The organism is Achromobacter deleyi (assembly GCF_016127315.1).
GTDB lineage: Bacteria > Pseudomonadota > Gammaproteobacteria > Burkholderiales > Burkholderiaceae_B > Achromobacter > Achromobacter insuavis_A.
Genome location: NZ_CP065997.1, coordinates 1513927 through 1526911 on the forward strand (window position 1 = coordinate 1513927; position 12985 = coordinate 1526911).

Here is a 12985-nt window from a genome sequence, read left to right on the forward strand (position 1 = left end):
CCCCTCAAATTCTTTGTAACGGCGCTCAGCCGCGCGCCCGCACCCGCGTCACCCGGCCGCCCCACCACAGGCGGCCGGCCTGCGGCTCCACCGGCAGGATCTGGCGCAGCAGCGCCAGCACCTTGCGCGTGTCGTCCAACTGGAACACACCCGACACCTTCAAGCGCGCCACCGTAGGGTCGCACTCGATCGGCCCGTGATAGCGCGCCAGCTCGCGCAGGAAGGCGCCCAGCGGCATGTCGCGCACCGACAGCGCGCCCTCGACCCAGGCGCCGCCGTCCAGCATGCGCGCTGCCTCGGGCGCGATCATTTCCGCGCGGCGCGATGTCATGCGCGCGGACTGGCCCGGCTGCAACGTCAGCGCCGGTGCCAATGCCGCGCCCTCGCGCGGCGCCAGCGCCACCGCGCCTTCATCCACCGCGACCTCGCTGTAGTCGTCCCACTGCCGCACCCGGTAGCGCGTGCCCAGCGCCTGCGCGCGGCCATCGCGCGTCTCCACGAACAGCGGCCGCGCCTGTGGCTCGTGTCCCGAGATCAGATAGATTTCACCGGCCAGCAACCGGATGCGGCGCACCGCGCCGCCATAGTCGATATCGACCGCGCTGTCGCTGTTGAGCACCAGCGTGCCGCCATCCTGCAAGCGGACCTCGCGCCGTTCGCCGCGCGCGGTGGACACGTCGGCCAGCATCTGCCGCACCATGGGCGCATCGCCCAGCCGCCACGCCATCCACCCGCCCGCCGCCAGCGCGCCGAACGACGCCAGCACCTTGCGGCGCGAACGCCGCGCCTGCGCCGCGCCCGTCTGCCGCAGGATGCGCGCGGCCGCTTGCGGCGGCATCCCCGCCGCCGGCCGTTGCAACCGGGCGCCCAGCGCCTGCAGGCGTTCCCACACCACCGCGTGCGCCGGCCGCGCATGCAGCCAGGCCTCGAACGCCTGCCAGGCGCCGGCATCGGCCGTGTTGTATTGCAGCTTGATGCGCCACTGGATCGCCGCGTCCAGCACGGCCGGGTCCGCCGCGCCGTCCGCCGCCGGACCGGGATCGGCCTGCGCCGCGGGCGTGCGATCAAGACTCATAGACCAGCCGATAGCAATGGCCCAGCGCCTGCGCCAGATAACGCTCCACCGTCGCCACCGACTTGCCCACCTGCCGCGCGATCTGCGGGCAGGTGTAGCCGTCCATCTGCGCCAGCAGGAACACATCGCGCACCTCGGGCTTGAGACGCCCCAGCATCTGCGCCACCTGCTCCAGCGATTCCAGGATCAGCAGGCGCGACTCTTCAGAGGGCCAGTGCTGTTGCGGATAGGTCTGCAACACCGCCAGATAGCTGCGCTCGATCTCCAGCCGGCGCCAATGATCCACCAGCAGCCGGTTGGCGATGGTGCGCAGGTAGGCGCGCGGCTCGCGCAGGTCTGTGGCGGATGCGCGGGACGCATGGGAGAGGTGCTTCGTGCCGGACAGGCTTTGCCGGCCAGGGATATCGGGAATATCGGGGATATCGGACGTGTTGGCCGACAGCAGGCGCACGAAGGTGTCCTGCGCCAGATCGGCCGCGCGGTGCGCATCGCCCAGCTTCAGGCGCAACCAGCCATGCAGCCAGGCGTGATGGTCACGGTAGAGCGTCGCGATACCGGCGTCGGGGCTGGCGCTGGACTTGGCTGGCATGGGGGCAGGGCATGTGAATGGGAATTGTTCACATTATAGGGGTGAAGCTTGGCCTGCCTCGGGACTTTGCGTCCTGGCCAACATCCCGCCGCCTGTAGCGGCAAGCCGCCATCGACGCCATCGAGCGACATCTCGCCCTTAGAACGGCTTCATCACCACCAGCAGAATAATCAGCACCGGCGCGGCCAGCACCACCGGCATCAACCGCGCACGGCCCGCCTCAGTGACGTCACCCGCCGCCTCCGCCAGCCGCCGCAGCCGTCCCGCCTGCATCCCGTGCACCGCCGCCAGCAACAGCACCAACGCCAGCTTCACCGACAGCCACCCGCTGCCAAACCATCCCGCGCTGCTCGCCAGATACACGCCGCTGGCCAACGCGCCCACCATCGCCGGCGTGGTCAGCAGCCGTTCCCACTTGCGCAGCAGCCGCAGGCGCGCCAGCTCCTGCGGCAAGGCCGGCCCCGGCAGCTTGTCGGCCGCCGCCAGCACGAACGCCTGCAGCACCATCCCCGCCACCCAGAACAACACCAGCGCCAGGTGCAGCGACTTGATCAGCAGATACGCCATCGCTCACGCCTCCCGCGCGCGGCGCAGCGAACGCGCGATCACGAAGCCGCCAAACGGCACCAGCGTCGCCACCAACGTCCACACCAGCCGTTGGCGCGGCCAGCCCTGCGCCGACGCCACATTGCACGCCAGCGCGATATAGACCATGAACGCCACCCCATGCACCGGCCCCACCCACGACACCCCTTGCGGCATCCCGGCCAGATGCTTCAACGGCACCGCGACGCCCAGCAGCGCCAACAGCGTCACGCCTTCCAGCATGGCCGCCCACTTGAAGAGGGCAGGGGTCGAAGCATCGGAGTCTTTCAGGGGCATGGCAGCGTCTCGCAACAGGATCAGCGGCATTGTCCGGGCTGGCGCAATCGCCAGCCATTGGCCAAAATGCCATTCTTCGAAAGAAATCCGCCAACCGTGCGCCGCCGTCCGCCCGACCCGTCCAAAGGCCCCAGCCCCATGCCCAAGCCCACCCCGCACCGCGTCGCCGTGCTCGCCTTCGACGGCCTCGTCGCGGGCGACCTGTCCATCCCCTGCGAGATCTTCCAGCTCGCCGAAACCCTCGACGGCCGCCGCCCCTACGCCGTACAGGTCCACGCCAGCAAACCCCGCGTCCGCACCCACGCCTACGACCTGCACATCCGCCACCGCCTGGATGCCGCGCGCGGCGCCGACACCCTCGTCATCCCCGGCCTGGCCGACCCGGCCGACAGTGTCCCGGACGACATCCTCGACCTGGTCCGCCACGCCCACGCCCGGGGCGCCCGCATCGCCTCCATCTGCACCGGCGCCTTCGTCCTGGCCGCCAGCGGCATCCTCGACGGCCTCAAGGCCACCACCCACTGGAAAGCCGCTGGCCTGCTCGCGCGCCGCTACCCCGCCATCGACGTCAACCCCAACGTCCTGTTCGTCGACAACGGCCAGGTCCTGACCTCCGCCGGCGCCGCCGCCGGCATGGACCTGTGCCTGCACATGATCAAGCGCGACCACGGCGCCGCCGTCGCCGCCAACAGCGCCCGCCTCGCCGTCGTGCCGCTGGAACGCGCCGGCGGCCAGGCGCAATTCATCGTCCGGCCCACGCCGGCCTCGCACACCGACCTGACGCCGCTGCTGCACTGGATCGAACACCGGCTGGCCGAGAACCTGACCGTCGCCGCGCTAGCCGCCCAGGCCGCGGTCAGCGTGCGCACCTTGAACCGACGGTTTCAGGAACTGTTGGGGGTAAGTCCGCTGCAATGGGTGATCCAGGCCCGCGTGAATCGTGCGCGCGGGATGCTGGAGACGACGGACCTGCCGGTGGAACGGGTGGCGATGGAGGTGGGGTTCGGGTCAGCGGTGTCGCTGCGGGAGCATTTCACGGGGATCGTGGGGACGAGCCCGATGGGGTATCGAAGGGCGTTTCGGCGGGCGGCGTGAGGGTGGCCTGATGCCTGGGGATGGGGCGGCCTGACGCTCGGTGGCCTGGAACGGGCCTGACGCATTACGCGACAGGCCGTTGGTTTTTCTTGGGTTACTGGATCGAGCGCGGCGCGTTGTGCGTGGCGGCGTCGAACGCGGCGTCATCGGCGTAGGCGCGGGCCGATTCCAGCATGGCGTCGGTCAGGGTACCGAGGTGATCGCACAGGCCCTCCACGCCACCCATCAACGCGGCCACCGTCCATGCGTCCAGCGGCTGGCTGCCGGTGGCGGCGGGTTCCGAAGCGCTGTTGCCGACCAGGCGGGCGATGGTCTGGATAGCGTAGCGGGCGCGTTCGATGTTGTAGAGGTGGGAGAGGGGGACCGGGGCGTGCTCGGGGTCGGTGTCGACCAGCCAGGGGTTTTGGGTGAGGGGGTGGGATTGCATGGACTTCCTCCGACGATGTGGAAATCCCGCTGCCCCACTTCCAAATGGGGCGGGCGGGCACAGGACAAGGTTGGAAGACCGGATCGTCGGAACCGGCGTGCGGCTAGCGCACCCCTGCCAAGGCCCGCCCATTGGGCGTGCGGAGGCTTGCTGACCCTAAGGGGTCGGCATCGACGAATTTTCCGGCTTCCACACCGGGGTACCGTTGGTAGCGGCAGTTGGAGGAGTATACGGTGATGGCTATGAGTCTTGTACGCAATCAGTGAGCAATTTAGCCATAGGCATCACTAAGAGAGACATCAAGCTCAAACCTGACAGTTCCCACATGGTTCCGCTATGCCCGAGAGCCAGTCCGTGCGGTTAGAACTCGTTTGACCGCTCGCGAGGTTCTTGCGCGTCCAGCTTTAGCAAGCTGATTAGTTCTCGATCCCCCTCTTGGCCAGAAATAAATTCCAAAACCCAGTTTGATAGCTCTTTATAATCCGCCCGTTGAAGTTTCAACCTGCCAGTACCAAGAGCAAACGCGAACTCCGCAATCGCCTCCCCTTGCTGCCTTAATCTAGACATAAACATTTTTTTCAAAAGCAGTAACATATACTGACTTTCGGCAGGGAGTGTCGAATAATCAAGCTCGGATGGGTAGGCCTGCCGCAAAATAGCAGCTTGAATTATTCCGTCGTTGTAACGATTAAAGTTCTGCGGGTCCAGTACAACTTGCTGAAATGCCTCTGAGGTTAAGCGGTGATCGTCCGATGAGAATTCTTCCGTTCTAGCCCGTTGCAAAATTGCGCCTATTGTGAGTAATACCATGGGCGCATGCAGAGCACCTTCATTATATTTGCAGTTCCAGAACACAAAATCCGGTCGTAGCTTCAGACGATGATCGTCCGCCACAAGACTGGGCAACAAGGTGTCTTCGACAAGCCCACTACGCCTGCTCGGATCCCAACGATATCGGAGTGCCTTTGCACGTACATCGGAGGTTTTCGTTGCCTCTTCCTCATCTCGAAAAGAGTGTTGAAGGGCTGACCCTACAGCTAACGTGTGATGACATTCAAAAATACAAGACTTATCTTTAGTTTGAGTCAGATTACGCTTCAAGAATGAGGCGTCAGAACTCGTTTCACATATTTGCACGCCCACAAGATAAGTCTTGGCTCCCAGATGGGTCGCCCGCAAATCGCGAGACACACCCAGCAGCATCGACCCTTTGCTTATCACGGCAGCCACAATGAGCAGCCCGCGATTTGGACATAGAAATTCGGCAGCAGATTCAAGGTTAGAACTGGCGCGAACCCCCCACGGCAGATTAATTGACAACTGATTAAAGTAATCAGTACAAACTTCTGCCATAACTCTACTCGCGGGATCGTCCTGAAATACTATTCCTTGAATGGAGGCAGGAACTTTTGCCCTCAACTGTTTGTGAAGCCAGACGCTAAATGGCTCGGCTTTAGTTAGCCTGTGCCCGTCGACCAGTAAAGTACGCCGCTGCCCGTTATCGTCGAAGCCGTTAGTTGAAATAAGACCTTGATCGCGGAAATCCTCTGCGAACTTCGCCGCTTTCTCACAGCGATGGAAATTTAGTGCCAAAGTGATCTTTTTAGGAAGGATCTGCTCGGGATGGAACCTCTCTCCGTAAATGCGCAATGGCCGAACGCCCGCAACCGGAGCGTTGCCATCTATCCATGTGGATGGCCGAGGAAGCTTACACAACGCTCGGCCAGCGTCTTGCGCATCCGAAAAAGTTAGTAGTGTCACAACATCATCATCGGCACAACGAGTATGCGATATCCATCGCCTCTGTAAAGACATAGACGACGATGCCGAAATAATACAGAAGAACGTCTTATGAGGCGGAACTTCAATATTTTGCATTCCACCATGTGAATGGAAGCTGATTATCTGGGGGCTGCCTCGCTTCAATTTATACAGCATGTCCCGCAGCGAGTAGGCTATAGGTGATATAGCCATTGAATCGACAAAGATAACTTTCAGGTCATCAATCCTCAGTCTGGCCAACAATGCAAACGCCAAAAAATCGACAGATGCACTTGTGGATAGCGCTTCCTCAGTCCGCAGGAAATGGCTAGATCTTTCGCCAGATGGCTTTACAAATTCAAACCCGGCAGGCGCACGAATGATGGCCTTTTCGTCAGCAAAAACCGCTTCCACACCACAATATAAGATATTGGGGAAGACCTCCACCAAGCGGTTCACTGTGCACAAGCCGTCTGTTGCGACAGTTGCCTCTACTTGAATTACCTCTACTGGTTGACATGTTATGTCGATGCAAGCGAGATGTACGCTTGTCTTGCCCTTGAATCGATTGATACTCTGCTTAACCATCAAACTGGAGAGTAGCGCCAAGACTTCCGCACGATCACTTTCCAGGCACACGACCAAGACCCCGTCCGGATACAGAATGCGCTGAGCCACATCGGTTAGAGCCATAGCGAAGTCAGCTGCGGATAATGTTCCCGGATGCTTGAAGATCACTTCAAACGTCGCGTCCGAAGGGTGCGCCCAAGGATATGAAAATAATGGGCTCATTCTCGCTCCCGCGACAACGGAATCGCTATCGTGTATGACGTACCGGGAATTAGGGGAAGCTCGGTACGTCTTGAATGCCAAGGTTCGGGCGCAAATTTTGTAGTGTTGGGTTTCGAGAAATCTTGATGCAAAAAAAGGCGCCCGGTTCGCAATGAGAGGAAAGCACCAAGGGCTTTTAACGCTTCGAGTGAAGAACTGAGGCCCTGACCATACCCTCTAGATTGTTTTGTAGTCGCATGCATCTCAAAGCATGCTTTTACATACTCAGCTTCTTTTTCAATCGAAATGTTCTGAAGATCGACAGAAGGCGCATGCTGGGCGGCCCACCGCCTAGCGAGCCCAGGTCCTGTGTCATAGACAGTGACCTCGAGCAGACGCGTACCGACGAGAGGTGCAGTAGTCGATTCGCGGCGAGGTCTCATTTTCTCGAACCGCCGTAAATTCTCTTCAGCAGAGGGGCGATGCGTCTTCTTTTGCGTAGAAGACCAGGCAAAATATCGTCCTAAGGGACCACTATCATCTCCAGACTCAGTTTTTCGAGCACGGTATTCAAATGTCCGCATGAAGATCCCTCGCATGTTTCCAAGGGGATATGCCAGTCCGTTCTCGTCCACGCGAGCGTGGTCATGAGTGTTGGCGAAAAGTTCTTCGACGAGGGTGCTGAGATATTCCAGCCTTTCGGCAGAGATTGCTCGTAGGGCCGCGGGCTCGAACGACTCAATCATCTGCCGTGTTAGCGTCTGAAAGCCGTCCGATTTGCGAAGCGTTGCCGCGTCTCTTTGGCTGTAAAGAGGAAGTAGAAACTCGTTCGCTGCGCCTTGAAAACAGCAAAGATGAGCGCCCCGACTTCCGTTGGTATCACGGTATCGGGATGACTGCATCGCCACAAGAGTTGGTACGAGGTACCTACGAAGCTCAGCCGATGTCGCAGAAAACTCCAATGCTCCAACAGCACTCTCAGCGAAGTACATGGCTGCACATCCATGGGGCTCAAGTGCTAATTTCGCTAGTACAGCGCTGGGAGGTGATCCGACAATTTTTAGTTGGCGAGCCTCACTGTGCCGAGACCATTTGGCGAGACACTGGATCAACATTCCGCTCATGGCAAACCGTCCGCCATCCTGAAATTTGGAGGGCACAGAAATTGGGTCGGTAATTACCTTAGGAAGCTGTTCGACCAAGTCGAGCAGTTGTGTGTAGTTTAGATCTCGCGGAATAGATACCATTCAATCCTCGACAAAGGACGGCCTATGCGATCCGTACTCAAATTGCATGACGATCATAGTTGTGTGATTCTAGACTCAAGTTCGCATATTCGGCTACGCTATTGGCGACCCTGCTAGAAAAATTACTTTCCACTTCGGCGAAGATTCGCTCAAACACCTTTTTACGTTAAAAATTAGATCTCATTGATGGCCGCAGAATCCTCTACGCTTGCCAAGGGAAACGCTCTTGAACGTCGTATATTTGAGCTTTTCAAGACAGAGATTGACGCCGACAGGTTTTGGGCGAAACGGGAGTGTTGCAAAATCTTCTGGAAGAAAGGCTACTTCTCCAGGGACCGTGGTACCGATATCATCTTTGATGTAGCAATCGAGGTGTATCTCCCTGGAGCGCAAGATTATTCCTGCCTTGTGTTAATTGAGTGCAAGAACTACCAACACCCTGTTCCAGTAGACGATGTGGAGGAATTTTTCACGAAAGTCCAACAGGTTGCAGCCGCTAAGGGTAAAGCAGTGGTCGCCTCCACTGCTGCGTTTCAATCTGGAGCGCGTGAATTCGCAAGGTCGAAAGGTATAGGCCTTATGCGCTACTTTGGTCCAGAAGACTTCAAGTGGGAACTCAAGCGATCGCCTTCTGCATCTGCACAATCAGGGGCACTCGCGAGCAGTGATTTGATAGGCTCTGCACTCTCTGCTGATAGCTTCCAAAGCTTGGCATTCGACCTCTATTTGCAGTCACCTATACAAGAGACGAACTCTTTATGGAGTTTTTTAGAAGACTTAGTGGTTGATGTTCTCGGTAGCGAACTGGCCCGTCAGGTGGCCAACCGGCGAAGCGCGTTGAATAGCCGCGTTCCCTTCTATGACAAGGACGACTTAGAGAATAAGGCTACTAATATTCTCGCCGAGCTGGACTATTCCCGAGGAGCAGTGAATCTCGATTTATTGTGCGAACTCGAAGGCATCCGCTCCGGTTTGAAAGTGGAGAGGAATATACCCATGCCAGTCTCGGCCACGAATGCTCCGATTCTGGGTCGAATAACTTTTGATCCACCTGTTATTCAGATCTACGCAGCCAACTCTCGCCACTTCGCACGAGACCGCTTCACTCTCGCACACGAACTTTCACACCACTTGCTGAATCACGGGCGTTTTCTTGTTCGAGAGTCGTGTGACGACAGCGATTTTTCGCTGGAGCGTTCCCTCGCAGTTGAGGGCGTCGATATCGCCCGCATGGAGTTTCAGGCCAATCTCTTGGCAGCCAGCTTGCTAATGCCCAGAAATCAGTTTACGTATGACTTTGGCTGCTTTTTACAAGCACTTGATATTCCGAATAGGGGTTTTGGACAACTGTATGTTGACAACCAACCCTGCAACCTGAGGCACTTTGACGCGGTGACTGGCGGGCTCATGCAAAAATACGGCGTTTCCCGACAGGCAGCGAAAATTCGATTGGAATCGCTGGGACTGCTGACGGATGCTAGAGAACTATTTGGCTGCCGTTCTGCTCAGTCTATTTTGGCCGGTTCGCGTGATTAGTCGCGAACCGGTAGTACTTTCTTCCATCTCGAATTTTAGGTCAATTGTGCATGCTCCGCTACCGCAAGAATCGATATGCCCCTCCGGTTATGAGCCAATACGCTACTACGAGAGCGCCGACCATAAAGCTAAGATGTTTGAGGCTTCCGTATGACCGCGTTCGAACAGCTACGGCAATCCACCAGTGACTTGAAGAACCTGCGGCTATTTTTGATAATGCCAGATAGTGAACGATTCGCACTAACGCAGATATGGAGCATATAACAACAAGGCAAAATCCTAACAATATCCAGACCATCCAACGCCAATATTCCGGACTAACCGCCTTCAAAAAGTCAAAAGCGGCCGAGAAAATATGACTAAGCCTATCGGAATTCGCATTAAACGAATTTTGCGCATATCTAATAACATCTGGATGAATAGCGTCAAAGGCCATGCCAATTAGAACAAAGCAAGCTGCCGCAATCATGGACGAGAATATCGCCAGCAACCACCATTGAATTGAACGTACCCAACCGTTCAGCGCTCCAAGCATCGCTGACGTCAAACCGAATACCAAGGTGGCCGCATTCAAGAGTTGAATACCGTCCGTCAGCGCGGGCAAAAGCGCAACAAAGAGAAAAGCTATCAAGACCCCGGCAATCATTGCCCCAAATGCGAATCCGTTGTCGGACTTGCCTTGTTCACGGAGAACAGTGGAGCGGAATTCGTAAATATTTACCGGAAGTGGCACCGCCAAACGATTTTCACTTTTGGCGCTTCCGCCACCAAATCCTTGAAACAAGAATGCAGCTACAACCCCTGCTATGGGACCACCGACGTACGCTTCAAAATGAGAGTCCCCAAGCACCTCGATAAATCTATCAAGCATATGATATAACTCTAGAAATTTTAAGAATAGGCGCTGTTAGTAAACGGCAGGTAACACCAGCTTCTTAAGCACTTCTAGGTACAGGCAAATATCTTTGCCATCTCGGGTTAGCAGCTCAAGACAACAATATGAAAAGAACAAAGGCCGCAGGATATGCGGCCTTTGTTCTTTACTGCCCGACGGCTCGGATCAACCTTTGCGCACCAGCGCAATCAACCCATCCAACTGCGTAAGCATCGTATCGATTTCGTCCGCCGTCACATTCAACGCCGGCATGAAGCGCAGCAGATTGCCGCGCGGCGCATTCAGCAACAACCCATTCGGCGTCAGATTCCGCGCAGCCTCGACAATCGCCGGACCATCATCCCGATCCATCACCAGCGCACGCAGCAGGCCCATCCCGCGCTCGCCCTTCATGCCGTACTTGGCCGACAGAGCCAGCAGGCCTTCGGACAGTTGCTTGGCGCGCGCATTCACCGCTTCCATGAAGCCCGGCGCAGCCAGCGCATCAAACACCGCCACGCCCACAGCCGCCATCAACGGATTCCCGTTATACGTGCCCCCCTGGTCCCCATGCGAGAACACGCAAACTTCCTGACGCGCCAACAACGCAGCCAACGGCACCCCACCACCAATCCCCTTGGCCAGCGTCATGATGTCCGGCACCACGTCGGATTGCTGATAGGCGAACAGGGTAACCGTACGCCCCATCCCCGTCTGCACTTCATCAACAATGAACAGCAGCTTGTGCTCATCCGCCAGCTTGCGCAGGCCCTGCATGAATTCCTTCGTCGCCGGGATGACGCCGGCTTCGCCCTGGACCGGTTCGAGCATGATGGCCACGGTCTGGTCGTCGATCAGCTTGCGCACCGATTCCAGATCATTGATCTCGGCCTTCGGGAAACCCTCCACCTGCGGCGCGAACATCTTGTCCCAAGGAGGTCTCCCAAGGCCACTTCCCTCACGAACACCTTGCCGTACCGTTTGCTGACAGAGTCCCTGGCCGCCGCCCCTTCCTGCCCCAAGCCTTAACCGGCGACTGCCCCAGCCCCCACACCAACCAGCGCCCCTCCCCACTCATGCTATAAAATTGAGAATAATTCTTATTTTATAAACAGGGTCCAATCGGGGCCACCAGGCACAGGACGAAGAACGTGGCCGCCTCGGAGTTCACGCAACAACAAGAGATCAAGGTGCTGTACGCCAACCATCACGGCTGGCTGCGCAATTGGCTGCGCCGCCGGCTGGGCGATGCGTTCGATGCGGCCGATCTGGCGCACGACACCTATCTGCGCGTGATGCGCTCGGGTCGTATCCCGCCCGTGGATGAATCGCGCCGTCACCTGACCCAGATCGCCAACGGGCTGGTCATTGATTTGTACCGGCGTCGCCAGATCGAGGCGGCGTGCATGGAGGTGCTGGCGCAGGAGCCTTCGCACCAGGAGTTTTCTGAAGAAGCGCGTGCGTTGGCGGTGGAGGCGCTGGTGGAGATTGATGCCATCCTGCGCAGCCTGCATCCCAATGTCCGCACGGCGCTGCTGCTGTGCAAGATAGATGGCATGAACTACCGCGATATCGCGGCGCAGCTGAAGGTGTCGGTGTCGTCGGTGGAGAAGTACATTGCCGCCGGTTTGCTGTCGTGTCATCAGGCCATGCTGGGCCTGGCACGTTGATGCAGCCCCGCGCCATGCCCGCATCGAGCCAGGACACTTTTTCCAGACCGTTGGACGCCGATATCTTGCGGCAGGCCAGCGTATGGATGGCGCGCATGTGGGCGCCGGACGTCAGCGAGGAAGACCGGCGCGCCTGTACGCAGTGGCGCGCACAGCACCCGGACCACGAACAGGCTTGGGCCGAGCTTCAGTTTTTCGAGCGCAGGCTGCAAGGCGTGCCGCCGGCGATGGCTCGGCGCGCGCTCCATGAGCCGGTGGGCCGGGGCCGGAACGGCCGGCGCCAGGCGCTGAAGCTGCTGGGAGCCGGGCTCGTGGCCGGGGGCATCGCCTACAAGGCGGGTGGGGTGGAGGCGTGGTGGATCGCCGTGGCTGACCACAGCACGGGCGTGGGCGAGATCCGCTCCGTCGCGTTGCCGGACGGTACGCAGGTCACCATGGACAATGCGTCGGCCATCGACTTGCGGTTCACCGCCGAGGAACGGCGGCTTGTTTTGCGGGCCGGAGCGATACGGGTTACGACCGCGCCCGACCCCTCGGGGCGCAATCGGCCGTTTCTGGTGCAGGGCCGCGACGGCACGGTGCAGGCGTTGGGCACGCGCTTCACGCTGCGGCAGGACGACGAGGCGTCGCGGGTGTCGGTGTTTGAGGGCGCGGTGGAATTGCGGCCACGCCTCGCGCCTGATGCAAAGGTCCGAATAGACGCGGGCCAGGAAGCCGCGTTTTCGGCCGACAGGGTGTATGCGGCCGAGGCCGCGCCCGCCAATGCGGAGGCATGGACGCGCGGCGTGCTGGTCGCCGACGGCATGCGGGTGGGCGACTTCGTCGCCGAGCTCGCGCGTTACCGGCGCGGTTGGCTGCGCTGCGATCCCGAGGTGGCCGATCTGAAGGTGAGCGGCATCTTCTCTTTGCTGGATACGGATCGGGCTCTGCATAACCTGACCTTGGGGCCGCCCGTCGAGGTCGTCTACCGAAGCCGCTTCTGGGTCACGGTCCAGGCGCGGGCAAAGCCGGCCGCGAATATTTTTTGATGGGCATTGAGGATTGGGGGTCTGCCGTTC

12 protein-coding genes and 1 pseudogene are annotated in these 12985 nt (G+C 59.1%); 4 read left to right on the top strand and 9 right to left on the bottom strand.

Going from position 1 to position 12985, the window contains the following annotated elements; genetic code table 11:
- Positions 1-25: 25 nt before the first annotated feature.
- From I6I07_RS06790 to I6I07_RS06805, 4 genes are all read right to left on the bottom strand, one after another.
- On the bottom strand, positions 26-1075 hold the full coding sequence (locus I6I07_RS06790) for a FecR domain-containing protein (protein ID WP_198486094.1): 1050 nt from the start codon (positions 1073-1075) through the stop codon (positions 26-28).
- Positions 1065-1664 carry a sigma factor-like helix-turn-helix DNA-binding protein gene (locus tag I6I07_RS06795; RefSeq protein ID WP_198486095.1) on the bottom strand — a complete coding sequence of 200 codons (600 nt, stop codon included), beginning with the start codon at positions 1662-1664 and terminating at the stop codon, positions 1065-1067. The genes I6I07_RS06790 and I6I07_RS06795 overlap by 11 nt, the downstream gene beginning before the upstream one ends.
- Positions 1665-1802: 138 nt before the next feature.
- Complete coding sequence (locus tag I6I07_RS06800; protein ID WP_198486096.1) at positions 1803-2231, bottom strand: CopD family protein; 429 nt, start codon at positions 2229-2231, stop codon at positions 1803-1805.
- 3 nt (positions 2232-2234) lie between these two features.
- Positions 2235-2546, bottom strand: coding sequence for a DUF3817 domain-containing protein (locus tag I6I07_RS06805; RefSeq protein ID WP_054433866.1), 312 nt, complete (start codon positions 2544-2546; stop codon positions 2235-2237).
- A 138-nt stretch (positions 2547-2684) separates the two neighbouring features.
- Here I6I07_RS06805 and I6I07_RS06810 point away from each other — a divergent pair, with 138 nt between their 5' ends.
- Positions 2685-3641: a GlxA family transcriptional regulator gene (locus I6I07_RS06810; RefSeq protein ID WP_198486097.1), complete on the top strand. Its 957-nt coding sequence runs from the start codon at positions 2685-2687 to the stop codon at positions 3639-3641.
- Positions 3642-3735: 94 nt separating this feature from the next.
- On the opposite strand, the gene I6I07_RS06815 is transcribed toward I6I07_RS06810, so the two are convergent.
- The 3 genes from I6I07_RS06815 to I6I07_RS06825 form a co-directional block, all read right to left on the bottom strand.
- Positions 3736-4068 (bottom strand): hypothetical protein, encoded by a 333-nt coding sequence (locus I6I07_RS06815; RefSeq protein WP_054504342.1) that lies wholly within the window; start codon positions 4066-4068, stop codon positions 3736-3738.
- A 360-nt stretch (positions 4069-4428) separates the two neighbouring features.
- Entirely contained in the window at positions 4429-6621 is a 2193-nt protein-coding gene (locus tag I6I07_RS06820) for a hypothetical protein (protein ID WP_198486098.1), read from the bottom strand.
- On the bottom strand, positions 6618-7346 hold the full coding sequence (locus I6I07_RS06825) for a hypothetical protein (protein ID WP_198486099.1): 729 nt from the start codon (positions 7344-7346) through the stop codon (positions 6618-6620). Before I6I07_RS06825 ends, I6I07_RS06820 begins: the two co-directional genes overlap by 4 nt.
- A gap of 687 nt (positions 7347-8033) precedes the next feature.
- Between I6I07_RS06825 and I6I07_RS06830 the strand changes: the two genes are divergently transcribed.
- Complete coding sequence (locus tag I6I07_RS06830) at positions 8034-9383, top strand: ImmA/IrrE family metallo-endopeptidase (protein ID WP_198486100.1); 1350 nt, start codon at positions 8034-8036, stop codon at positions 9381-9383.
- Positions 9384-9441: 58 nt separating this feature from the next.
- On the opposite strand, the gene I6I07_RS06835 is transcribed toward I6I07_RS06830, so the two are convergent.
- Complete coding sequence (locus I6I07_RS06835) at positions 9442-10254, bottom strand: hypothetical protein (RefSeq protein ID WP_198486101.1); 813 nt, start codon at positions 10252-10254, stop codon at positions 9442-9444.
- A gap of 189 nt (positions 10255-10443) precedes the next feature.
- Positions 10444-11211, bottom strand: a pseudogene (locus tag I6I07_RS06840) (aminotransferase class III-fold pyridoxal phosphate-dependent enzyme); the annotation flags it as partial.
- 197 nt (positions 11212-11408) lie between these two features.
- Between I6I07_RS06840 and I6I07_RS06845 the strand changes: the two are divergent.
- Positions 11409-11927: a sigma-70 family RNA polymerase sigma factor gene (locus I6I07_RS06845; protein WP_198486102.1), complete on the top strand. Its 519-nt coding sequence runs from the start codon at positions 11409-11411 to the stop codon at positions 11925-11927.
- Between the two features lie 14 nt (positions 11928-11941).
- Positions 11942-12955 (top strand): FecR domain-containing protein, encoded by a 1014-nt coding sequence (locus I6I07_RS06850; protein ID WP_232625933.1) that lies wholly within the window; start codon positions 11942-11944, stop codon positions 12953-12955.
- Positions 12956-12985 lie beyond the last annotated feature (30 nt).

Coding starts and splice junctions, on each gene's coding strand:
- I6I07_RS06835 (WP_198486101.1), bottom strand. CDS start 10,254: ATGCTTGATAGATTTATCGAGGTGCTTGGGGACTCTCATTTTGAAGCG.
- I6I07_RS06815 (WP_054504342.1), bottom strand. CDS start 4,068: ATGCAATCCCACCCCCTCACCCAAAACCCCTGGCTGGTCGACACCGAC.
- I6I07_RS06790 (WP_198486094.1), bottom strand. CDS start 1,075: ATGAGTCTTGATCGCACGCCCGCGGCGCAGGCCGATCCCGGTCCGGCG.
- I6I07_RS06850 (WP_232625933.1), top strand. CDS start 11,942: ATGCCCGCATCGAGCCAGGACACTTTTTCCAGACCGTTGGACGCCGAT.
- I6I07_RS06795 (WP_198486095.1), bottom strand. CDS start 1,664: ATGCCAGCCAAGTCCAGCGCCAGCCCCGACGCCGGTATCGCGACGCTC.
- I6I07_RS06830 (WP_198486100.1), top strand. CDS start 8,034: ATGGCCGCAGAATCCTCTACGCTTGCCAAGGGAAACGCTCTTGAACGT.
- I6I07_RS06825 (WP_198486099.1), bottom strand. CDS start 7,346: ATGATTGAGTCGTTCGAGCCCGCGGCCCTACGAGCAATCTCTGCCGAA.
- I6I07_RS06810 (WP_198486097.1), top strand. CDS start 2,685: ATGCCCAAGCCCACCCCGCACCGCGTCGCCGTGCTCGCCTTCGACGGC.
- I6I07_RS06805 (WP_054433866.1), bottom strand. CDS start 2,546: ATGCCCCTGAAAGACTCCGATGCTTCGACCCCTGCCCTCTTCAAGTGG.
- I6I07_RS06820 (WP_198486098.1), bottom strand. CDS start 6,621: ATGAGCCCATTATTTTCATATCCTTGGGCGCACCCTTCGGACGCGACG.
- I6I07_RS06800 (WP_198486096.1), bottom strand. CDS start 2,231: ATGGCGTATCTGCTGATCAAGTCGCTGCACCTGGCGCTGGTGTTGTTC.